Origin of the sequence: Micromonospora sp. MP36, from assembly GCF_008119785.1 — a bacterium.
Classification (GTDB): Bacteria; Actinomycetota; Actinomycetes; order Mycobacteriales; family Micromonosporaceae; genus Micromonospora.
This window is the reverse complement of sequence record NZ_VSFA01000046.1, coordinates 1-21,755: the sequence shown is the minus strand read 5'-3', so window position 1 is coordinate 21,755 and position 21,755 is coordinate 1. Positions and strand designations below refer to the sequence as shown.

The window sequence follows — 21,755 nt, the reverse complement described above, 5'->3', positions numbered from 1 at the left end:
GATGACGGAAGAACGCAGAATCAGCCGACGCACTGTCCTGCGGGGAGCCGGCACGCTCGCCGCCGCTCCGTTGATGGCCCAGGTCCTCGCCGCGGAGGCCGCGGCGGCGCAGGCGCCCCCGCAGCCCGGGCCCCGCATCGACCGGCGGGCGGTGGTCTCCCGCCACCCGGTCGTCCGGTACGCCAGTGACCGGGAACTGCCCGTCCAGGTGGGCAACGGCCGGTTCGCCTTCGGCGCCGACGTCACCGGCCTGCAGACGTTCGTCCCGTTCTCCACCCTGTCCGACTGGGGCTGGCACAGCGACGCCCTGCCGCCGGGGAAGACCATCGCCGACTACAAGGGCACGGTCTGGGACACCTACGGCCGACCGGTCTACTACTGGACCGGCGACAAGAACGAGCCGGAGCTGCACAACTGGCTGCGTGGCAACCCGCACCGGATCAACCTCGGCCGGATCGGCCTGCGCCTGCTGAGGGCCGACGGCACCGAGGCCACCGAGGCCGACCTCACCGACACGGTGCAGCGGCTGGACACCTGGACCGGGCTGCTGCACAGCAGCTTCCGGCTGGACGGGCATCCGGTCACCGTGGAGACCTCCTGCCACCCCGGCATCGACGCGGTGGGCGTCCGGATCACCTCGCCCCTGGTGGCGCTCGGCCGGCTCACGGTGTTCCTCGACTTCCCCTACGCGACCGCCGACGGGCAGGACAAGTTCTCCGCCCCGTACGTCGGCTTCTGGGACCGGCCGCAGGCACACACCACCACCCTGTCCTTACGCGGCGACGCCGGCGCGGTGATCACGCACGTCCTCGACGAGACGGAGTACCAGGTCGCACTCGCCTTCACCGCTGGCGCGACGGTGACCCGGGAGGACCCGGCGCGGCACCGCTACCGGATCACCAGCGGGCGCTCCGAGCAGCTCGACGTCACCTGCCACTTCGCACCGAAGGTCGACCGGGCGGCCCCACCGGCCGCCGAGGTGTCGGCGCAGAGCGCGTCCTGGTGGCCCCGCTTCTGGCACACCGGAGGGGCGGTCGACCTGTCCGGCAGCAGCGATCCTCGGTGGCGGGAACTGGAGCGGCGGATCGTGCTCAGCCAGTACCACCTGGCCGTCAACGAGGCGGGCGATGAGCCGCCGCAGGAGTCGGGCCTGGTGAACAACGGCTGGTACGGCAAGTTCCACATGGAGATGTACTGGTGGCACGCCGCGCACTACGCGCTCTGGGACCGGTGGCCGCTGCTGGACCGCAGCACCGACATCTACTCCCGGTTCCTGCCGCGCGCCCGGCAGCTCGCCGCCGAGCAGGGTTTCCGGGGTGCCCGGTGGCCGAAGATGACCACCGCGGTCGGTGACGCGACCGGACGCGAGTCGCCGAACGTGCCGACCGCCCTGCTGCTCTGGCAGCAGCCGCACCCGATCTTCCTGGCCGAACTCGACTACCAGGCCCACCCGAGCCGCCGGACGCTGCTCAAGTGGCAGACGGTGATCTTCGAGAGCGCCGAGTTCATGGCGTCGTTCGCCCACGATGACGGCGCCGGACGGTACGTTCTCGGGCCGCCGCTGATGTGCGCCAACGAGCGCAACCCCGCCGGGGCCACCACGAACCCGACCTTCGAGCTGTCGTACTGGCGGTTCGGGCTGCGGATCGCCCAGCAGTGGCGCGATCGCCTCGGTTTGGGCCGCGACGCGCGCTGGGACGACGTGCTCGCCCGGCTGGCGCCGCTGCCCGTGCAGGACGGCCGGTACGTGCTCTACGAGGGTGTGCCGGACATGTGGACCCGGTACAACACCAACCACCCCGACCCGGTCGCCCCGTACGGCATGCTGCCCGGCGACGGCGTGGACGTCGAAACCATGCGGGCGACCACCGCGAGGGTGTACGAGACGTGGCCGGTGACCGACCTGTACAGCTGGGACTTCCCGCTGCTGGCGATGAACGCCGCCCGCCTCGGGGACCCCGTACGGGCGGTGGACTTCCTGCTGCACGAGCGGCTCGGGTTCACTGACACCGGGCTGCCGGCCAGTGGCAAGAAGGCCGTGCCTTCGCCGTACTTCCCGGCCGCGGGCGGGCTGCTCTACGCGGTCGCGATGATGTGCGCGGGCTGGGGTGACTCCCCTGACGCGCCGGGCGGGGCGAGCGGGGTTGCCTGCGCCGACGGCACCGCGCCCGGGTTCCCGGACGGCTGGGTGGTCCGGTGGGAGGGGCTTGCCCCGGCGTTGTGACGGACGGTCGTGGAGGGTGGCCCGGCGTCGCCGGTCACCCGCCCCTTGTTCACGCCCCTGACCGCGCGGATTGGGGTGGGAGACCGTCTTCCCGGGTGGCCGCGCGGTTCGGCGTGGCCACCCGGGGAGAATGGTCAGGGGCTTCAGGAGGTGCTGGCGTCGGCGGCCACCTGATAGACGATCGTGTTGATGTTGATTCCGTTGAACAGGTTCAGCGCGACATAGTGACGGTCGGTGTACCAGTACTGGTCGTCGTTCAGCGTGATCGTGCCACTCGTGAAGGATCCGTCCGCGTTCAAGGTCACCGGAATCGCCGTGCCGCTCCTGTCCACGAAGATGCGGGCCGTGCCACCGCTGACAAAATCGGGATACGCGGCCAGGTCAACCTGGCCGCTGATCGTGAAGCTGTGCCCGGAGACCTTGTTGACCGCAGTCGGGTTCCCGATGCTCACCGGCGTCAGGTGCACGGTCTCCTCACCTGCGTGAGCTACCGTCTCGTCCAGGACGTTCAGCGGTGTCGTGTGGTAAACCGTCTCCGCTCCGGTCGACGGGTCGATGTAGGTTACATTCTCGACAACCAGGTTCTTTATGTTCTTGTTCGAGCTGAAGGCGGCCTGCAGCGTGTTGCTCGTGTGGAAGACCGAATTCCGATAGTGGACGTTCTCCACCGGTGAACGCGAGGCTGCGCTGGAGAACTGGAACGTGGTCCGGCCCGGAGTCATCGTCGGCGCGGTGTTGACGTCGTCCAGGTAGATGTCGCGCACTGTCGGGTTGAAGACGTCGGCGTTGGGGAACGACACGGTTTCGGAGTAGTTGCTGTCGAGCTGGACCATCGCCGACCGCGCCATCTTCAGCAGGTTGTGCCGGAGATAGATCTTCTCGACGAATCCACCCCGGTACGAGTTCGTCTTGATCTTCAGGATCATCGCCAGCCCAGGTCCACCGAACTCGTTGTGTTCGATGAACACGTTCCGGATGCCTCCCGACATCTCGCTGCCCATCGAGACCGCGGCGGAGTAGGTGCCGATGTTGTCGTTGTTGTACAGCGAGTCCCGGATGATGATGTTCTCGCTTGGTTGCCGATGCAGCCTGCCATTGACGTTTCGGCCGGCCTTGATCGCGGCACCGTCATCGCTGACCGTAACCCGGTTCCTTTCCATGACGACGTTCTTGGCGGACTCCGGGTTGGTTCCGTCGTCGTTGTTCCAGCCGGTGGCCTCGAAGTCTTTGGTCTTGTCGCTGTAGATGTCGAGGTCTCTGATGAGTACGTTCTCGGAGTTGAGCGGGTGGACGATCCAGAACGGTGTGTTCCTGATCTTCACGTCCTCGATGAGGACGTTGCGAGAATGGTTCATTTCGATGAAATGCGGGCGGAAGGTGGACTTCATGGCCACCGCGTCCGCCGGCGGTGGAACGTGTTTCACCGTGTCCCCGTCGAGCACCGGGATCGTGCTGGGCATATGCCCGTCGTCGGTGAATATCCGCTTGGTGATCGGCACGTCCTCGAAGTTCATCTGGTTGAGGATGCCGTTTTCACCGTACGGAGCGTCGAGGCTCTTGTTCTCCACCGACGGCTCACCCCAGTAGCCCTTCTTCCACGGTCGCCAGTTCCACATGTCCTCCTGGCCGTCAAGGGTTCCGCCGCCGGTGACCGCGATGTTCGTCTGGTTGAGCGCGTAGATCAGCGGAGAGAAGTTGTAGAAGTCGGTCCCCTCATAACTGCTCAGGACGACCGGGTAGTACTCGTTGGTCTTGTTCCGCATGAACTTGACCACGGCACCGGTCTCGATCCGCAGGTTGACGTTGCTCAGGAGGGTTATCGCCCCCGAGTAGTAGGCGCCGTTGGCGTTGCGTGAACCCACGGCGGGGATGACGACGATGCCACCACCGCTCTCGTGGCAGTCTCTGATCGCGGCGTGAATCGCCTCGGTGTAGTACCACACCTCCTGCGAGCTTGCGACCAACGGTGACGTCTTGTTCGCCGGGTTGTTGGCCTGATTGCCGACGTAGAACGTCTCGGTGGCGCGTCGCACCAGGCCGGCATACTTCGGTTCGGTGATGTCGCAATAGTTGTCTTTGAAGGTCGGCGTGTTGGCGTTGACCGTCTGGTCTATCTCGTTGTAGTGGTCCTCGTTCCAGTACGCGCCGTCTCTCTTCTTGGCGTCCGGGTCGTAGATTGCCAACCGATAAGCGAAACGGTCCTCACCGTTCTCGGCGGTAACCTGGAGCTGATCGCCGTCCACGATGGCACCCGATCGCTTCTCCTGAAGATCTTTGTTCGCCACGATGTAGCTTTGTCGCGACTTGTCCTTGGCGACGATCTGCGCCTTGATCTGTTGAACAGTCACGCCGTCCCTGACCGTGATGGTCGAGGTCCCGACAGCTTTTATCATGCCGGATTCGTTCTGTTTGGCGACAACGACGGTCCCGGTGGACCGGAGTTCGGTCGTGCTCGCCGGAGATTCGACGGGATCTGCCCAGGCCACGTGTGGTGCGCTTGCGACGACCAGCGCGGCCACGGCGACGAGCGTGACTATCCTTCTCCTACCTCGCCTCTTCATCGGTATGACCTCCAGTGCTGCGTGTCGTTACCATTCATGTTTCGAGGAACCAGCCCAACTGACGGACGGCTGGCGCGTTCGTCCCGCGTCACCCAGTCGACGCGACCACCTCGCCGCGCCGGGCCCCAACAGGCCCGGCGAGCGCGGCAACCTCCGGCCTTTTCCAGAGCAGCGTGGAACCGAACACCGCTGGGCCACTCTTCGGCTCTGGCCCGGGCCAGGCTCAGATCACCAGCTCCACGCCGTTCTGGCGCACGTTCTTGAGGACGAGGTCGTCGACGTATTCGACGACGCTGGGCTTGCTGGTGACGCCGAAGTCGATGTCGGTCAGGGTTATCCCCCTGATGTGGTCGTCCGCGTAGCCGCGGAGGTTCAGCGCCCGGGTCGCGGTCCCCACGGTGACGTCGCGGACGTCGATGTCGCCGACGATCGGGTTGAAGCCGTGGCCGGGACCCTCCTCGTAGAAGAAGTTGATGTCGATCACGGCTCCGCCGACCTCCCCGATAGTCAGGTCGCGGGCATGGAAGGCCTCGATGAAGCCGCCGCGGACACTGTTGGTCTTGAACCGCAGGGCGATGTTGAGGTTGGGGCTGGACATCGCGCAGTCCCGGACGAATACGTTGCGGGCACCGCCGGACATCTCGCTGCCGATCGTCACGCCGCCGTGGCCGTCGCGCATCGTGCAGCCCTCGATGAGGATGTCCTCGCTCGGCACGTTGACGCGGCGACCGTCGGCGTTCCGCCCCGACTTGATCGCGATGCAGTCGTCGCCCGTGTCGAAGGTGCAGCCGCGGATGACGACCATCCGACTGGACTCCGGGTCGCAGCCGTCGTTGTTCGGCCCGTGGCAGTTGACGGTCACACCGTGCACGAGCACGTTCTCCGACAGCACCGGATGTATCTCCCACATCGGCGACCCGACGATGGTGACGCCCTCGATGAGGACGTTGCGGCAGCGGTAGGGCTCGAGGAAGGACGGCCGCAGGTAGCCGCCGTCGCCGAATACCCGTTCCTCGACGGGAACTCCCTGCTCGGCCTGCGCGAACAGCGCATTCCTGGCCTCGGTCTGCCGCGGGTCACCCGGCTTCCAGCCCCACTTGGCCGCACCGCACCAGGGCCACCAGTTCTCCATGTCGGCCTGGCCATCGAGGACGCCGGAGCCGGTGACGGCGATGTTCTCCTGTTCGTACGCGTAGATCAGCGGCGAGTAGTTGTAGAGCTCGACCCCTTCGAATCGGGTCAGCACGGCGGGCAGATAGTCGGCAGGGCGCTGGCTGAACAGCACCACCGCGTCGGCGGTGACGTGCAGGTCGACGTTGCTCAGCAGGTGGATCGGACCGGTCAGCCACCGACCAGCCGGCACGACCACGTGGCCGCCACCGGCGGCGTGACAGGCCCGGATGGCCTGCTTGATCGCCTCGGTGCAGTTGGTGACGCCGTCGCCGACGGCGCCGAACTGGCGGATGTCGTACGAGCGGTTGGGGAAGTGGGGGCGGCGCACCGTGCCGCTGATGTACTCGGCCCGGGCCCACGGGTTGCCGGGCGGGAGCGGGGACGCCGCGGCGCTGCCGGGCTGCAGCGCGTAGGCCGCGAGACCCATGACGCCGATGCTGCGGAGGAACGTGCGGCGGCTCGGGTGGTTCGGCATGTGCAGTCTCCTCGGTCGGTTGACAAGTGGCCAGGTAAACCTTTTCCTAGATGGTCGTCGTTCCCTTACTCGGCAATTCCCTTCAAGAGCGGAGCGCTGCCCCGACGAACTGCGGGGCTTGGACAGTTCACAACGCGGGCGTGAATCCCTCCCAGCGCACAACCCGGCCATCGCGCCGCGATGCCGGGCGCCGGCTAGGCGCGCGCGCCCGCCCCGGGCTGGACAGCACTGGCGACCAACGGGGCGGCGGCCAGGCTGCCGGCACCATGCAGGACGGCCCGTCGGGCAGTCCTGCGAGCCACCGTATCGAGCCATCGAAGCAGGTCGCTAGCATCTGGCCGGATGTGGCCAAAACCCTGCCTATGTCGTGCTTCTCCGGCAAGCCGCCACAGAACTGATCCGTGCCGCTGGCGGCTCGATCGAACGCGCCCCTACCGCCGTCCTCATGCTGGCCGCCAGCCTCAGCGGTGCGCTACTGGTAGTCGGCACGCTTATGGGTCGCAGCAGACGCACTCAGATGTCATGGCGTGTCCGGCCCGGCCGACGTGGCAGCGCTCCAGCGCCTACGTCGGTCGGGTCCGGATCGTCCTGAACCAGCCAGCAGGCGGTGTTCAGTAGTGGAAGGCCGAACGGACTGAGCCGCCGACAATCGCGCACCACGTGTCCACGTCGACCTTCCCATTGGGCACCAGGCCGTGTAGGCGCTGCATGTCCTGGACGGCCTTCATGGTGCTGTGGTCGAATTCGCCGCTCACCGTGACGTCGCCGTACCCCTTGCGGCCGAGCAGGTACTGCAGCGCGTTGACGGGAAGGCCGTTGGCGTCCTTGTCGAGTGTCGGCACAAGCGCTTCCCAGGTGGCCGCGTCGAAGGTCGCGTCCGGGTCGACCCGAATCCCGTGGTTGGCTTGGAAGTCGGCCACGGCCGCATTCATGTCATACCCGAAATTGCCGTTCGGGGTCAGCGGGTACCCGAGATCCGCAAGCAGGTACTGCGCGACCTGCACCACCGGGCCGTCGACGAAGCGCCAGATGTCGGGCCACCGGCGTGCGGGGATGTCCGGCTGTTCGGTACCGAGTGCTGCCGCGACACGCGAGCGCACCATCGGGAACAACCGGTAGAAGGCGGTGCCGGGGCACTGGGTGGTGTAGAAGTCCCAGTGGCCGAAGATGTCCCATGGCTGCAGCCGGAACTGCTGGCACACCGCGGCGCACAGCGTTACCAGCGAGTCGAGCAGTGCGTCAGGCGGCGTCTCGGTGATGTACGTGCCTTCGTTCTCGATCCCGATCGCGTTCCCGTTCTCGCCGGGGCAGTGTGCGGCGATGACCTGGTGCGCGCCCGTGTCGAGCGTCTGCAGGCTGCGGTGGCGGCCCTCCAGCACGTAGCCGCCACGGCTGACCGTGAAGTGCTGTCCGGTGTCCGCCCAGCCGTTGACGTCCATATGCAGGTTCTGGCAGTCCCGCGCCAGTTGCATTGCGTGGTCGCGCGAGTAGTCCGTGACGTTCGGGAACGCCATGTGGTGCAGGATGATCTTGTTGGTGACGTTGCCGGTGATCTGAATCGCTCCCCTTGGCGGACGCGCACCCCACGTGTCGCAATCGATGATCCAGGGGAACATGGCGCTGGGCGCGGCACCAGCGGGTGCCGCCGCGAACAGTTCAGTGCCGACGATCGCCGCGATCCCAGTACCCAGCCCTGCTTTGAGCAAGGTGCGACGATCAACCTCGTGCTGGTCAGGTGACATGCGCTGCCTCCATGGGGGGTGTGGAACGACAACGAAAACTGTTGTGGATTGGGGCGGTACACGTGCTCGGATCCCAGACCGCGATGGAGGCCGGCTCGGCGGGCGTGGCGCCGGACGTGCCGGTCAGGGAGGCGACGGCCAGCAGGGCGCCGACCGCCGCCATGCCGAGAAGGCGGGGTGGTCGGACTGACATGGCGCCACCTTCATCCGCGAAGACCGATGGCGAAACATTTCGACTATTCCATCGCAACGCTTGGCAATTTTCAACAGGCCAAGAGCCAACTGCCGGCGGCGGTGGTGGAACACCCCGCCGGCCAGGCCGCCGACCGGTCGCCGCGAGGCCACGCGGGGTACGTGCCGGCGCCCGGGTTCATGGCATCTGTTGGTCGCCGTCGGGGATGTGTTCGGCCGCTTCCTGGTACGCCTGCGTGGCGCGGGTGAAGTAGTCGAAGAGCACGCGGAGTTGCTCGTCTGAGTAGCCGGCGAGGATCTGGCCGATCTTCTGCCGAGCCGGTGCCATGACCTGGTCGAGTTGGGCCGGCTTACCGATCGGCTCGACGATCACTTTGCGGCGGTCGCTGGGGTCGGGGGCGCGGCGGACGTAGCCGGCGGCTTCGAGGCGGTCGATGAGGCGGGTGGTCGGCCCGGTGGTCAGTCCGGTGCGCGCGCCCAGTTCGCCCGGCGTCATCGGCCCGGCCAGTTCCAGGATGTTCAGCGCGTAGAGGTCCGTCGCGCCCAGGTCGCAGGCTTTGGCGCTGGCCTGGCCGTGCAGCATGACCGCGCTCAGGTAGCGGCGGTAGGTGTGGCTCGCGTCCGACTGCGCCCGTGGAGTTGACACAAGATCCTCCATCCACCTAATCTCTTCTTCAGAGAAGAGAAATCTTCTAGGAAGAAACTTCTCTTAAGAAGCTACCACGGGAGGCCCCCATGACCACGACCACCCCGGCACCGTCCACCGCTGCGTGCCCGACAGACAAGCGCGGCGCTCGCGGACGCGGCGTAGGGCGCCTCCTGGCGGCCGGCGGCCTGACGCTGGGGCTGGCCGCCGCTGGCGGATACGCCTGGCTCGACGCCACCGCCGACGTACAGGCCACCGGAACCGCCGACTGCACCGCGGTCACGCCGTCCGGGCCAGCCGCCGCCCACCTCGATGTCTGCAACGTGCTGGACCAACTGGTCGGAGCGTGGGATCGCGGCGACGCCGACGCCTACGGCGCCATGTTCACCGACGACGCCACCTACACGACCTACGTCGGCACGCACTACCAGGGCCGCCGCGACATCACCGAATCCCACCGCGCGCTTTTCGGAGGTTTCGTCAAGGGCACCAAACTCGCCGACTCCTACCTCGACATCCGGTTCTACGGCCCCGGAACCGCGATCGTCACCAGCCGCGGCGACACCTACGAAGGCCAGCGCCCGCAGCCCGCGGAGCTGTCGAAGACCCAGACCTACACCCTCGTGCGCCAAGACGACGGCACCTGGCGCATCGCCGCCTTCCACAACACCAAGCGCCAGTCCGTCATGGAACGCATCTCGTTCCTGATCTCCCCGCAGACCCGGCCAGAAGCCGAGAAGTAAGAAAGGACCGATCCAGATGACCAGCATCCCGATTCACCCTGAGACCACCGAGCCGGACGTCGCGGCGATCCGCGAGCTGCTAGCACGCAGTCAGGACGCGTGGAACCGCGGTGACGGTGCCGCCTACGGCGCCTGCTTCACCGCCGACGCCACCGACGTCACCTTCGTCGGCACCGTCTACCACGGCGGCCCGGAAATCGGCCGCGCCCACCAGGCCCTGTTCGACAGCTTCCTCAAAGACACCCGTCTGAGCCTGCAGATCCTCGACATCCGCCGCTACGGCGCCGACACCGCCGTCGTCATGACCCGCGGCGACGTCACCAAGAAGACCCCGCGCCGACTGGGCAAGCTCGCCACCTACACGCTCGTGCGCGACACCGACGGCCACTGGCTCATCGCCGCCGTCCAGAAGACCCAGCACAAGCCACTGATGGAGGCCATTTCCTTCAAGCTGCAGCCCGCCACCAAGCCCGCCACGGCCTGACCTAGGAGAACAAAGGATGACCACCATCGCCGTCATCGGCGCCACCGGCCGCACCGGACGGCTCATCGTCGAGCACGCGCTCGCCGCCGGGCACCGCGTCACCGCGGTCGCCCGGCACCCCGATACCCTCGGCCCCGCCCGAGACCGGCTCACCGTGCACGCCGCCGACATGCTGACCCCAGGTTCGCTGCAAGGCGTGCTCGATGACCACGATGCGGTGATCTCCGCGATCGGTGCCGCCGACACCAGAACCACCACGATCTATTCGGCTGGCACCACCGAGATCATCTCCGCCCTCAAGCCCCACGGCCGACTCCTGGTGATCTCCTCAGCCGGCCTGTCCATCCCCGCCGACGCAACAGCTGGCACCCGGTTGGCCTCACGCATCCTGCAGCGCCTCATGCGACACACCTACGCCGACATGGCTCGGATGGAAGAACGCCTCGCCACCAGCGACCTGACCTGGACCGTGGTACGCCCGACAAGGCTGACCGACCGACCCGGCACCGGTCGTCTGCGCACTTCGCTGGGCGCCACCGCAAAGGTTGGCACACAGACGACGCGCGCCGACCTGGCCGACTACCTACTGGCCGCGATCGACGATCCGCAAACTCATCGCACCGTGGTCGCCGTCTCCTCATAAACCCGACGCAGCAGCTTGACAGCCCAGCTCATGGGGATGTCACAGCCATGATGCTCCTCACGCATGACCACAGCGGGAGGTGAGATCGCCGCTGATAGAGCACTCGATGCGTCGCAACTCATCGAGGGTCGGCAGCGACTGTCCGGCCCCCGGTTTCTCGACCGCAGCCGCGCCGAGCAGGTTGGCGAAGGCTCCGATCTTCGCCAACGGCAGGGCCGCCAGCATGGCGGCGATGGCGCCGGCGCAGAAGGAGTCACCGGCGCCGGTCGTGTCGACTGTCCGCACCGGCAGCCCGGGCAGCTCGACCCACTCGTCGCCGCTGGCGATGACGGTGCCGTCGCGGCCGACCTTGAGCGCGACGGTCCTGGCCCCCAGATCGCGCAGCCTGCGGCACGCCTCCGCCGGCTCGGCCGTCCCGACCAGTTGCCGGGCCTCGGGAACGCCGACGACCAGCAGATCGGTGAACCTCAGCAATCGCCTGATGGTGGCCGGCTCACGACGAGCGGGATCCACCGGGATGTCGAGGGAGACCGGCACGCCGTTCGCGGTGGCCACCTCGATCGCCCGGGCCGCGGCGAGCGACTGCGGCGCCTGCAGGAAGGCGTAGCCGGACACGTGCAGGAAATCGCAGGCGGCGATCGCCTCTTCAGGCAGGTCGGCCGGCGAATACCGGGGGTTCGCCCCGCGGTAGGCCATCATCGTGCGCTCCCCGTCCGGCGTCACGCCGATCACGTTGAGCGAGGTCGGCTCGTGCGGGTCGCGGACGACGTACTCCAAGCCGACCCCTTCGGCGCGCAGCGCCTCGACCGCGACCTCGGCCCAGCGGTCGTCGCCGATCGCGCTGAGCATGCTGGCCCGCAGGCCCAAGCGGCGGAGCATGATGGCACTGTTGGCCGCGGAGCCGCCCAGCCCGATCCGCTGGGACGATGCGACGCCGTCGCCACCGGGCCGTGGGTACTCGGGGATCTCGAGCAGCAGGTCGACGTTGATGTCACCGAGCAGCAGGACGACGGCGTCCCGCTGCCGGCTGACCTCCGCCACGAGTTGGCTCGCGGTCACTGCGCTGCCACCTCTCAGCCGCCGGCCCCGGCCACGGCGATCTGGCCGGCAAGGCGTGCATTCGCCAGCACCAGGTCGACGTTGGCCTTCAGGCTCGCACCGCCGGTCCGCTCATGGAAGAAGGCCAGCAGGAACGGAGTCACGTCCTTGCCTCGCACGTCCTGCTCCCGCAACGCCGCGAGCCCCGCCGCCAGGACGTCGTCGTGCAGGTCCGGGTCCATCTCGCTCTCCGGCTCGATCGGGTTCGCGACAACCAGGGCCCGGCTGTTACCCAGGGCTCGATTGGCGGCGTGGATCCGGGCCACCTCCTCCGGGGTCTCCACCCGCCACGGCACGGCCATTTCGGTCTCTCGCACGTAGAAGCCGGGGAACCGGTCGGTGCGGTATCCGACGACGCCCACCGACAGGCTCTCGAGCCGTTCCAGCGTCGCCGGCACGTCGAGGATCGACTTCACGCCGGCGCAGACCACGACAATCGGCGCAGCCGCGAGACCCATGAGGTCGGCGGACTCGTCCCACGAGGTCGCCGCGCCTCGATGCACGCCACCGAGACCGCCGGTGGCGAAGACCTCGATGCCCACCAGGCTGGCCAGCCAGGCCGTGGAGGCCACGGTCGTGGCACCCGGAACCCGACGGGCGAGGGCGACCGCGACATCGCGGATGCTCGCCTTGTTGACATCGTCGCGACTCGCGATCTGCAGGAGGGCATCCTCGTCGAGGCCGACCCGCACACGACCGTCCAGGACAGCGATGGTGGCCGGCACGGCACCCGCAGCTCGCACCGACTGCTCGATGTCCCGCGCCACCTGCATGTTGCTGTCGCGAGGCAGGCCATGGCTGATGATGGTGGACTCCAGCGCGACGACGGGCCCGCCGTGGCGGAGGGCCTCGGCCACCTCTGGATGAACCTCGACCGGCAGGCCATCCAACCGGTCGGATGCTGGGAATGTCATGTTTCGATCGTCCTGGTGATCTCGTGGTGGGTGGGGACACCGCGGCCCGGGCGGAACGACCGGGCCGGCCCGCAGCTACCGCATGGCCTGCTCGAAGTCGCGGATGATGTCGCGGGCGGACTCGATGCCGACGGATACCCGGATCATGCCGTCGGTGATGCCCATCTGCTCCCGCTCCGCCGCCGGGATGTCGAGGAAGGCCATCGTTCCGGGTACCTGGGTCACGGTCCGCACCCCACCCAGGCTTGCCGCGAAAGAGCCCAGCTTGAGGCCCTTGAGGACGCGCACCGCCTGGTCCTCCGTGTCCAGGCTGAACGCCAGCATCGCACCCGGCATGTCGAACTGCTGCTGCGCCAGGTCGTGCTGCGGGTGGCTGGGCAGGCCGGGGTAGAACACCTTACGGACCTGAGGCTGCTTTTCCAGCCATTCGGCGAGGGCGAGCGCGTTCTGGGTCTGCCGTTCGACCCGCAGCGGAAGGGTCTGCAGCCCCCGCAGCAGCAGCCACGCGTTGAACGGGGACAGCGCGCCGCCGAGCTTGGTGAGGGTGTTCCAGCGGACCTGCTCCAGCCAGCCCGCCGGGAGGATGTCCGAGCGCAGGGTGATGACGCCACCCACCGCGTCGTTGTGGCCGCCCATGAACTTGGTGGCGCTCTCGAGCACCACGTCCACGCCGTGCTCGTGGGGCCGGCAGACCGCCGGGCTGGCGAAGGTGTTGTCGCAGAAGACGACGATGCCCCGCGAGTGGGCGAGGTCCGCGAGTGCGCGAAGGGGCGCGATCTTCATCGTGGGGTTGGCGATGGTCTCGACGTAGAGGAGGCGGGTGCGGTCGGTGATCGCCGCCTCCACCGCCGCGATGTCACTGGCGTCGACGAACGTGACCTCGATGCCGAAGTCCTGGATGCGGTGGTCGAAGAACTCGTGGGTGGAGCTGTAGGTGGTGAGGTCGGCGACGAGGTGGTCCCCGGCCTTGAGCAGGCCGAGCAGGGCGTGGGAGATCGCCGCCATCCCGGAGGCGGTGGCCAGGCACGCCGTGGCGCCGGCGAGCTGGGCGACGTGCTCCTCGAGCTTGTACTCGCCGGGATTGCCGCAGCGGCTGTAGATGTTCACCTCCTTGCGAGCCCCGTCGACGATCTGGTCGTAGATGTCGTCGGCGTACTGGTAGTTGGCCGACATGTAGATCGGGTAGCTGATCGACTGCGTGCTGGCCTCGGGCTCGTAGTAGACGGCGCGGCTGGCGAAATCGAGGTCGTCCATGGGGTGTCTCCTTGGGTTGGGGCGGGTGGGGCCGGCCGTCACTGTTTGATGGCGCCGCTGGTCAGCCCACCGATGACGTGCTTCTGGAGGGCGGCGTACACCACGAATGAGCCGAGCGCGGCGAGCAGGATCGCCGCCAGCAGCACGGGGTAGTCGGTGACCCGCTCGCCCACGTAGTCGGTGAGGCCCAGCGGCAAGGTCTTCTTGCTGGGGGTGTTGAGCAGCACCAACGGGAAGAGGAAGTCGTTCCAGACCCAGATGGTGTTGACGATGGCGGTGGTGAACATCGCCGGTCGCGCGATGGGCACCATGACGCGCAGGAAGGCCCGCAGTTCGGACGCGCCGTCGACCCGGGCTGCCTCGACCAGGGATCGTGGGACCGTGCTGAAGAACGCCCGCATGATGAGGACGGACACCGGCAGGTTGAAGGCCACGGTGGGCAGGACCACGCCGGTACGGGTGTCCAGGAGGCCCGCGTCGCGCAGCGTCGCGACCAGCGGCACCAGTGCGACGTACGCCGGGATGGCCATCGCGACCAGCATCGCGACCTCCACCCAGGGCATCCAACGGGTGCGGTAGACGACGAAGGCGTAGCCCGCGGCGGTGGCTATGGCGACGGTCAGCGCGACCGACACCGCCGTCACGGCGAGGGAGTTTCCGGCGTAGACGAGCAGTTTCCCTTCGCCGAGCGCCTTGCCGTAGTTGGCCCATTGCGGGTCGGTGGGCAGCGACCAGACGGACGCCAGGAAGTTCTTGTTGCTCTTCAGCGAGCTGTAGGCCATCCAGAGGAAGGGGAAGACGACCACGGTCAGGTGGACCGCCAGGATGAGGTAGACGATCGCGGTGCCGGTGCTGAGGCGGGGCCGTCCGCGACCGGTCGTTCCCGGTACGGCCGTCGGGTGCTGCCTGGTGACGTGGATGGTCGAGGAAGTCACGCCTCTCCTCGCTTCCCGCGGCGCATCAGGCCGAGGACGAATACGCCGACCGCGGCGGTCAGCAGGATCTGGGCGAATCCGATGGTGGACGCGTAGCCGGCTTCGAAGTTCCCGAAGCCGGCTTGGAAGAGGTAGGTGGACACGACGTCGGTGGCGTTGTTCGGTCCCCCTCGGGTGAGCACGTAGACGAGGGAGAACGTCTTGAACGAGGAGACGACCGCGAGCAGGGTCGTCGCCTGGACGTTCGACCAGACCATCGGGACGCTGACGGAGAAGAAGGTCCGGTAGTGGCCGGCGCCGTCGATGGCCGCCGCGTCGTACACCGCCTCGTCGACGTTCTCGAACGCGGCGACGAAGAGCAGGATGTACAGACCCAGGTAGGTCAGGTTCATGACCACCAGCACTGCGGGCATGGCGGTCGACCGGTCGCCCAGCCACCCGCGGGCGAGTTCGTCGAGCCCGACGGTGTTGAGGAAGCCGTTCAGCAGGCCGAAGTAGGGGTTGTAGACGAAACCCCAGAGCAACCCGATGCAGATCTCGCTGATCACCACCGGGATGACGTAGACGAACATGGCGAACCGCTTGATCCGGGGCACCACCCGCACCAGCCAGTACGCGATGACCATGCCGACGCCGACCTGGAACACGATCGCGGTGAGCGCGACCAGGACGTTGTTACGAAGTGATCCCCAGAAGATCCGGTCGCCGAGCAGCCGCTCGTAGTTGGCCAGCCCGGTCCACTGCCGGGGCGAGACGCCGTCCCATGAGTGGAACGACAGGACCCCGGCGGTGAGCAGCGGGTAGGCGACGAAGGCCGCGAGGAACAGCACCGCGGGCGCGAGGAACAGCAGGGCTGCCCGGGCGTCGCGGCGGGCGGCGTGGGACCGCGTGGATATGGACACGAGACCTCCGGGGTCGCCGTCCGAGCGCCCGCGGTCGGTGCGGGCGCTCGGGCGACGGGTCGCAGTGGTTATTTGCCGGCCTTGGCGGCGTTCTCGATGGCCTCGGAGGCCGCCGCCGGCGTGATCGAGCCGTCGATCAACCCCTGGAGGGTGGAGTAGTACGTCTCGGTGGTCTTGGGGGCCATGGCCGTGTCGTAGAACGGGTCGAGGGTGTCGGCCTTGCCGATGACGTCCTGGACCACCCCGGCCAGCAGCGGGCCGGCCGCCTCCGGCGTGGTCGCTCCCTTGCGGGCGACCATGGTCTTGCGGATCTGGACGTACTTGGTCATCACCTCGGGGCTGGTGATGTGGCGGAGGAACGCCAGGGCCGCCTCCTTGTCCTTGGCCTTCTTGGACACGGCGAAGCTGGCGGCGACGCCGGCGAGGACGTCGCTCTGGTTCCCCTTGCCCGCGGCGAAGGTCGGGAACGGGAAGTAGCCGAGCTCGAAGCCGGCCGGGGCCTCCGCGGACATGCCGATCTGCCAGGTGCCGTTGAGGACCATGGCCGCCTTGCCGTTGAGGAAGAGGATGTTGGCCTCGGCGTCGGACATTCCGTTCGCGCCCTTCGGCAGGTATCCCTTCTGGGCGAGCGTCTGCAGGGTGCCGGCTGCGTCCTTGGCCTCGGGTCCGAAGGTGGCGTTCTTGTCTCCGGCGCCGAAGCCGGACATGACGCCACTGCCGTGCATGCGCATCTCGGCGTACTGGAACCAGAAGGTCGCGGGCCAGCTGTCCTTGTTACCGAGCGCGACCGGCACGACGCCGGCAGACTTGATCTTCTCGGCCAGGTCGAGGAACTCCGGCCAGGTGGTGGGGACCTGCCAGCCCTTGGCTTGGAACAGCGCCTTGTTGTACCAGACCAGCGCGGCGTCGATGTCGATCGGCACCGCGTACGTCGACCCGCCGAAGGTGACTGACGGCAGCGAGCTTTCCAGGAAGCTGTCCCGCCAGCCCTGCTTGGCGAGCTCGTCGTCCAGCCCGAGCACCTGGCCGCTGTCGACGAAGGCCTTCAGGTAGCCGCCGGGCAGGGTGTAGAAGACGTCCGGCGGGTTGCCCGAGGCCATGGCCGTCTGCAGTTTCGTCTTGTAGGAGGACTGCTCGGCCGACACCTCTTTCACCTTGATGTCGGGGTGCGCCTTCTTGAAGGTGTCCAGCGCGTACTCGATGAACTCGACCTTGTCCTTCTGGCCCGCGTAGGCGTGCCAGATTTCCAACGTCCTGCCCCCGCCGCCAGACGTGTCAGTCGAGCCACCGGCGCCTGCGCACGCCGACAGCATCACGAGCGCGGCACCGGCAGCCAGTGCCGCTCGCCATGCAGATCTGATTCGCATCCCAGACTCCTGTGGTTCCACTGCTTAAAAAGTTGGTGGGTAGTAGTACTACCACCACGAGCCAGCCTGGTCTAGGGTGTTGCTCAATTCGAGACGGGCGAGGGAATGACCAACTCCATCACCAACGGGACGAGCGCCCTGGCGCGACTGAGGGCTGCCAGGCCGTCGCTGTCCGACACCGAACGGAAGGTCGCGGACTGGATCCTGGAGCAGCCGGCAGGACTGCTGGAGAGCTCGATGCTGGATGTCGCCCGCGCCTGCAACGTCAGCGACACAACGGTGCTGCGGATGTGCCGCAACAGCGGCTTCGCCGGGTTCACCGACCTCAAGCTCGGCCTGGCCCAGGACCTCGCCTCGCCGACCCAACTGATCCACGACGACGTCACGCCCGACGACGACGCGGCGACAGTCGCGGCCAAGGTCTTCGCCAGCACCATCCAGTCCCTGCGCGATACGCACCACCTGCTGACCGGGCAGGACATGGCGCGGGCCCTGGATCTACTCGAAGCCGCCGACCACGTCCTGGTGGGCGGCGTCGGCACGTCCGGGGTCGTCGCGCAGTCCTTCTACCAGCGGTGCCACCGGCTGGGGATCCGCTGCGACGCCCCCATCGACTCGCAGTTGCAGATCATGCACGCCTCCCTGCTGCGCCCCGGCGATCTCGCCGTCGGCATCTCCTACTCAGGCGCCACGAAGGACGTGGCCGACATGTTGACCCAGGCGCGCCGGGCCGGGGCGTCCACCCTCGTCGTGACCGGCAACCGGGACTCACACGTCGCGCGGCAGGGAGACATCGTGCTGGTCAGCGTCTCCCACGAGACCCGCAGTGAGCCCCTGGCCGCCCGGGCCTGCCAGATGGCGCTCCTCGACGCCCTCTACGTCGCGTACTCGCTGCGGCACGTCGACGACGTGCTGGAGAAGGAGAAGCGACTCAACCAAGCCATCGCACAGCGTTCCTACTGACTACTTCGGACACCAGTTGGAGAACCGAGTGATCGTCCAGATCTACACCGCGCAGTCCGCTCGCGAGGCCCTCGCCCTCGCGGAGGTAGGGGTCGACCACGTCGGCCTCACCCCGGCCAAGCTCGGCCTGCCCGGGGAGATCGATGAAGATACCGCTGCGGAAGCCGTCCGGGCGCTGCGCGGGAAGGCAGTCTCGGTGGCCCTGTCCGTCTCCGGTGACCTCGACGAGATCGTCCGCATGACCACGCGGGTCCAGCCCGACATCCTGCACCTGTGTGGCGAGCCCGGCGCCGTGCCGCCGTCCGCCGTCGCGTCGCTGCGACGCCGGCTGCCCGACTGCAAGATCATGCAGGCCATCGCCGTCACCGGCCCCGAGGCGGTGGACACCGCCCGCGCCTACGCCGACGTCAGTGACCTGCTCATCCTCGACTCCCACACCGACGAGGTCGCGGGCGTCGGCGCCGCCGGGGTGGTGCACGACTGGGACATCAGCGCGCGGATCGTCGCGTCCGTCGGCATCCCGGTCATCCTCGCCGGGGGGCTGTCCCCCGAGAACGTGGCTGCGGCGATCGCGACCGTGCGCCCGTGGGGCGTGGACTCGCTCACGCTGACCAACCGGGCGCTGCCCGGAGGCGGTTTCGAGAAGGACCTCGCCCGCGTCGCCGAGTTCGTCACCAACGCGGGTGCCACCCGGGTCCCGGCATGAGCACCACGATCAACCACCCCGTCACCACCGCGGGACCGCCGGGTCAGCGCCCGGGCATCTCCCCCGCGTCCCCCATGCTGTCCGCCCGCCCGCCGGTTCCGGACGCCGAACCGCGCGTCGACCTCGACGTCCTGGACGCCGTCCAGCGCCGGGTGTTGTGGCTCGCGACGCGGATCGTGGACGCGGCCAACCGTGAGCGGGACACCGGCGACGGGGTGAAGGTCGGGGGCCACCAGGCGTCGTCAGCGTCGATGGTGACGGTGATGACGGCCCTGTGGTTCGCGCACCTGGACGCGGCGGACCGGGTGGCGGTCAAGCCACACGCCGCACCGGTCTTCCACGCGATCCAGTACCTGCTCGGCAAGCTGGACCGGTCCTACCTGACGAAGCTGCGTGCACGGGGCGGGCTGCAGTCGTACCCCTCGCGGACCAAGGACCCCGACGAGGTCGACTTCTCGACCGGCTCGGTCGGGCTCGGCGCGGCGGCGCCGCTGTTCGCGGCGGCCGTGCGCCGCTACGTGGACGCCCACTTCGGGCAGCGTCCCCGGTCCCGGTTCATCGCGCTGCTCGGCGATGCCGAACTGGACGAGGGGAACGTCTGGGAAGCGGTGGCCGACCCTGCCACCCAGGGGCTCGCCAAGGTCACCTGGATTGTGGACTTCAACCGGCAGTCCCTGGACCGGGTCGTCCCCGGAATCCGGATCGACCAGTGGCGGGCCTCGTTCGAGGCCAATGGCTGGCACGTGGTCGAGGTCAAGTACGGGCGACGGCTCCAGGCGTTCTTCTCCCGCCCGAACGGTCCGCTGCTGCGCGAGTGGATCGACGCGATGCCGAACGAGCAGTACCAGTCGCTGTTCGGCCTGGCCGGCCCGGCACTGCGGGAGCGGCTCCTGGACGGGGCTCCCGCCGGCCTGGCGGACCTTGTCGCCGACGTCACCGACGACGATCTGGGCGAACTCGTCACCGACCTGGGCGGCCACGACCTGGGCGCGGTGCTGGACGGGCTGGCCGAGTGCGACGCGACGGACCGGCCGTCGGTGCTGTTCGCCTACACGGTCAAGGGCTGGGGCCTGCCGATCGCGGGAAACCCGCGCAACCACTCGGCCCTGCTCTCCGGTGAGCAGATCGATGCGCTGCGGGCCCGGACCGGCGTGCGCGCCGACCGGGAATGGGACCGCTTCGACGCCGACTCGGCCGAGGGCCGGTGGGTCGAGGAACGCGCGCGGCAGTTGGCCCGGCAGCCGCGAAACGCCCGGCTGGGCGTCGCGGTGCCGACCGCCACCGGGGTACGCGTCTCCCGGCCGGTGTCCACCCAGGAGGCCTTCGGCCGGATCCTGGTGGACCTCTCGCGCGACAAGGCAGTCGCTCCGTACCTGGTGACCACCGCGCCGGACGTCGCGACGTCGACCAACCTCGCCGGGTTCATCAACCGGGCCGGAGTGTTCGCGCCCACCGAGCGGCGGTCATGGAACGCCGACCCGGTGCTGAGGTGGGCGGAGGGACCGACCGGGCAGCACATCGAGCTCGGCATCAGCGAGATGAACCTCTTCCTGCTGCTCGGGCAGCTTGGCCTGGCCTGGGACCACTCCGACCAACCGCTCCTGCCGGTCGGCACCGTCTATGACCCGTTCGTGTGCCGGGGGCTGGACGCGTTCATCCACGGCGCCTATTCCGGGTCGCGTTTCCTCGTGGCCGGCACACCGTCCGGGGTCACCCTGGCACCCGAGGGCGGGGCTCATCAGTCCACGATCACCGCGTCCATCGGCATCGAACTGCCTGGCGTGACGTTCCTGGAGGCCGCTTACGCCACCGCCCTGGACTGGCTCATGTGCGACGCCCTCTCGCACATCGCCGCAGGTTCGGCGGGCTCGGCGGCCGACGACGGCGCGTACTACCTGCGGCTGTCGACCCGCCCGATCGACCAAGCGCCCTTCGAAGCGGCCCGCCGCCGGCTGGGCGACGTGGTCCTGCGCCGGCAGGTGCTGGCCGGTGCGTACCGGCTGGTCGACGCGTCCGAGTTGGCCGCCACCGGGGCACCGCAGGTCTACCTGGCCGCCAGCGGCGCCGTCCTGCCGGAAACGGTCGCAGCGGCGACCGAACTGGCCGAGGAAGGCATCGCCGCGCACGTCGTGGACATCACCTCGGCCGACCGCCTCTTCACCGCCTGGCAACGGGCACTGCGGCAAGGCATTCGGACCGCGACCGCGCCGGCCATCCCCGGCGCGTTACGCACCGCGTTCGCGACGCGGGCACCTCTCGTGACCGTCCACGATGCCTCCAGTCACGCGCTCGCGTGGCTCGGCTCCGCGCTCGGCGTGCCTGCGGTGCCGCTCGGGGTCGACGAGTTCGGACAATCGGGCAGCGTCGCCGACCTCTACGAGATCCACGACCTGCTCCCCGGATCGATCACGAACGCAGCGCTGGCCGCCCTGACTCTGGGAACCTGACGGCGCCAGCCCGTTACCGGCGGTCACGCTCGGCGTGTTCCACGGCAGTCACCCGGGCCTTCGCCTTCGCGCTGGAGCCTTGGCTGTACGGATCGCTGGGCCCTGTCTCACATTCGGTGGTGACGGAGGGTGGCGAGGCGTCGCTGAGTCCCATGTGGAGGATTTCAACGAGCTTGTACAGGCGGTGTTCTCGGGGCTGTCCCCGCTGATCGTCGAGGACGTGGTTGACGAGGGTGAGCGGATTGTGGTGCGGGCCCGGACGCCGCAGGACACCGGGGTCTGCCCG

Annotated in this window: 17 protein-coding genes; 7 read left to right on the top strand and 10 right to left on the bottom strand. The window is 68.2% G+C overall.

What is annotated here, in order from left to right; genetic code table 11:
• Position 1 precedes the first annotated feature (1 nt).
• A complete protein-coding gene (locus FXF52_RS25245; protein WP_148800787.1) occupies positions 2-2,224 on the top strand; it encodes a hypothetical protein in 2,223 nt (740 codons plus the stop codon).
• A gap of 143 nt (positions 2,225-2,367) precedes the next feature.
• Here the strand turns inward: FXF52_RS25245 and FXF52_RS25240 are convergent, their stop codons facing one another.
• From FXF52_RS25240 to FXF52_RS25225, 4 genes are all read right to left on the bottom strand, one after another.
• Positions 2,368-4,743 (bottom strand): glycoside hydrolase family 28 protein, encoded by a 2,376-nt coding sequence (locus tag FXF52_RS25240; RefSeq protein ID WP_187413679.1) that lies wholly within the window; start codon positions 4,741-4,743, stop codon positions 2,368-2,370.
• A 265-nt stretch (positions 4,744-5,008) separates the two neighbouring features.
• A complete protein-coding gene (locus FXF52_RS25235; protein WP_148800783.1) occupies positions 5,009-6,433 on the bottom strand; it encodes a glycoside hydrolase family 28 protein in 1,425 nt (474 codons plus the stop codon).
• Positions 6,434-7,044: 611 nt separating this feature from the next.
• A complete protein-coding gene (locus FXF52_RS25230; protein WP_148800781.1) occupies positions 7,045-8,175 on the bottom strand; it encodes an N-acetylmuramoyl-L-alanine amidase in 1,131 nt (376 codons plus the stop codon).
• A 370-nt stretch (positions 8,176-8,545) separates the two neighbouring features.
• Positions 8,546-9,013: a MarR family winged helix-turn-helix transcriptional regulator gene (locus tag FXF52_RS25225; RefSeq protein WP_255472324.1), complete on the bottom strand. Its 468-nt coding sequence runs from the start codon at positions 9,011-9,013 to the stop codon at positions 8,546-8,548.
• An 89-nt stretch (positions 9,014-9,102) separates the two neighbouring features.
• On the opposite strand from FXF52_RS25225, the gene FXF52_RS25220 reads away from it, so the two are divergent.
• The 3 genes from FXF52_RS25220 to FXF52_RS25210 are packed head-to-tail and all read left to right on the top strand — an operon-like array spanning position 9,103 to position 10,883.
• Positions 9,103-9,756 (top strand): SgcJ/EcaC family oxidoreductase, encoded by a 654-nt coding sequence (locus FXF52_RS25220; protein WP_148800777.1) that lies wholly within the window; start codon positions 9,103-9,105, stop codon positions 9,754-9,756.
• A gap of 16 nt (positions 9,757-9,772) precedes the next feature.
• Entirely contained in the window at positions 9,773-10,240 is a 468-nt protein-coding gene (locus FXF52_RS25215) for an SgcJ/EcaC family oxidoreductase (protein ID WP_148800775.1), read from the top strand.
• Between the two features lie 16 nt (positions 10,241-10,256).
• Positions 10,257-10,883, top strand: a complete 627-nt coding sequence (locus FXF52_RS25210; RefSeq protein WP_148800773.1) for an NAD(P)-dependent oxidoreductase — start codon at positions 10,257-10,259, stop codon at positions 10,881-10,883.
• 57 nt (positions 10,884-10,940) lie between these two features.
• Here the strand turns inward: FXF52_RS25210 and FXF52_RS25205 are convergent, their stop codons facing one another.
• The 6 genes from FXF52_RS25205 to FXF52_RS25180 form a co-directional block, all read right to left on the bottom strand.
• On the bottom strand, positions 10,941-11,942 hold the full coding sequence (locus FXF52_RS25205; protein WP_187413678.1) for a carbohydrate kinase family protein: 1,002 nt from the start codon (positions 11,940-11,942) through the stop codon (positions 10,941-10,943).
• Positions 11,943-11,956: 14 nt separating this feature from the next.
• Positions 11,957-12,895, bottom strand: a complete 939-nt coding sequence (locus tag FXF52_RS25200; protein ID WP_148800768.1) for a pseudouridine-5'-phosphate glycosidase — start codon at positions 12,893-12,895, stop codon at positions 11,957-11,959.
• A gap of 75 nt (positions 12,896-12,970) precedes the next feature.
• Positions 12,971-14,149: a PLP-dependent aspartate aminotransferase family protein gene (locus FXF52_RS25195; protein WP_148800766.1), complete on the bottom strand. Its 1,179-nt coding sequence runs from the start codon at positions 14,147-14,149 to the stop codon at positions 12,971-12,973.
• 38 nt (positions 14,150-14,187) lie between these two features.
• On the bottom strand, positions 14,188-15,084 hold the full coding sequence (locus FXF52_RS25190) for a carbohydrate ABC transporter permease (protein ID WP_222870658.1): 897 nt from the start codon (positions 15,082-15,084) through the stop codon (positions 14,188-14,190).
• Positions 15,081-15,986: a carbohydrate ABC transporter permease gene (locus FXF52_RS25185; protein ID WP_222870657.1), complete on the bottom strand. Its 906-nt coding sequence runs from the start codon at positions 15,984-15,986 to the stop codon at positions 15,081-15,083. The genes FXF52_RS25190 and FXF52_RS25185 overlap by 4 nt, the downstream gene beginning before the upstream one ends.
• 68 nt (positions 15,987-16,054) lie before the next feature.
• The gene (locus FXF52_RS25180) at positions 16,055-17,236 is read right to left on the bottom strand and encodes an ABC transporter substrate-binding protein (RefSeq protein ID WP_222870656.1); all 1,182 of its coding nucleotides are present in this window, start codon (positions 17,234-17,236) and stop codon (positions 16,055-16,057) included.
• Positions 17,237-17,458: 222 nt separating this feature from the next.
• Between FXF52_RS25180 and FXF52_RS25175 the strand changes: the two genes are divergently transcribed.
• The 3 genes from FXF52_RS25175 (at position 17,459) to FXF52_RS25165 (ending at position 21,469) form a co-directional block, all read left to right on the top strand.
• On the top strand, positions 17,459-18,316 hold the full coding sequence (locus FXF52_RS25175; protein WP_148800763.1) for a MurR/RpiR family transcriptional regulator: 858 nt from the start codon (positions 17,459-17,461) through the stop codon (positions 18,314-18,316).
• A gap of 28 nt (positions 18,317-18,344) precedes the next feature.
• Complete coding sequence (locus FXF52_RS25170) at positions 18,345-19,022, top strand: phosphoribosylanthranilate isomerase (RefSeq protein WP_148800761.1); 678 nt, start codon at positions 18,345-18,347, stop codon at positions 19,020-19,022.
• Positions 19,023-19,096: 74 nt separating this feature from the next.
• Positions 19,097-21,469 carry a 1-deoxy-D-xylulose-5-phosphate synthase N-terminal domain-containing protein gene (locus FXF52_RS25165; protein ID WP_148800835.1) on the top strand — a complete coding sequence of 791 codons (2,373 nt, stop codon included), beginning with the start codon at positions 19,097-19,099 and terminating at the stop codon, positions 21,467-21,469.
• The last annotated feature ends 286 nt before the right edge of the window (positions 21,470-21,755 follow it).

What these genes read in the sequence shown, in the direction of transcription:
- FXF52_RS25245 (WP_148800787.1), top strand. Translation starts at nt 2, where the DNA reads ATGACGGAAGAACGCAGAATCAGCCGACGCACTGTCCTGCGGGGAGCC.
- FXF52_RS25235 (WP_148800783.1), bottom strand. Translation starts at nt 6,433, where the DNA reads ATGCCGAACCACCCGAGCCGCCGCACGTTCCTCCGCAGCATCGGCGTC.
- FXF52_RS25230 (WP_148800781.1), bottom strand. Translation starts at nt 8,175, where the DNA reads ATGTCACCTGACCAGCACGAGGTTGATCGTCGCACCTTGCTCAAAGCA.
- FXF52_RS25220 (WP_148800777.1), top strand. Translation starts at nt 9,103, where the DNA reads ATGACCACGACCACCCCGGCACCGTCCACCGCTGCGTGCCCGACAGAC.
- FXF52_RS25215 (WP_148800775.1), top strand. Translation starts at nt 9,773, where the DNA reads ATGACCAGCATCCCGATTCACCCTGAGACCACCGAGCCGGACGTCGCG.
- FXF52_RS25210 (WP_148800773.1), top strand. Translation starts at nt 10,257, where the DNA reads ATGACCACCATCGCCGTCATCGGCGCCACCGGCCGCACCGGACGGCTC.
- FXF52_RS25200 (WP_148800768.1), bottom strand. Translation starts at nt 12,895, where the DNA reads ATGACATTCCCAGCATCCGACCGGTTGGATGGCCTGCCGGTCGAGGTT.
- FXF52_RS25195 (WP_148800766.1), bottom strand. Translation starts at nt 14,149, where the DNA reads ATGGACGACCTCGATTTCGCCAGCCGCGCCGTCTACTACGAGCCCGAG.
- FXF52_RS25175 (WP_148800763.1), top strand. Translation starts at nt 17,459, where the DNA reads ATGACCAACTCCATCACCAACGGGACGAGCGCCCTGGCGCGACTGAGG.
- FXF52_RS25165 (WP_148800835.1), top strand. Translation starts at nt 19,097, where the DNA reads ATGCTGTCCGCCCGCCCGCCGGTTCCGGACGCCGAACCGCGCGTCGAC.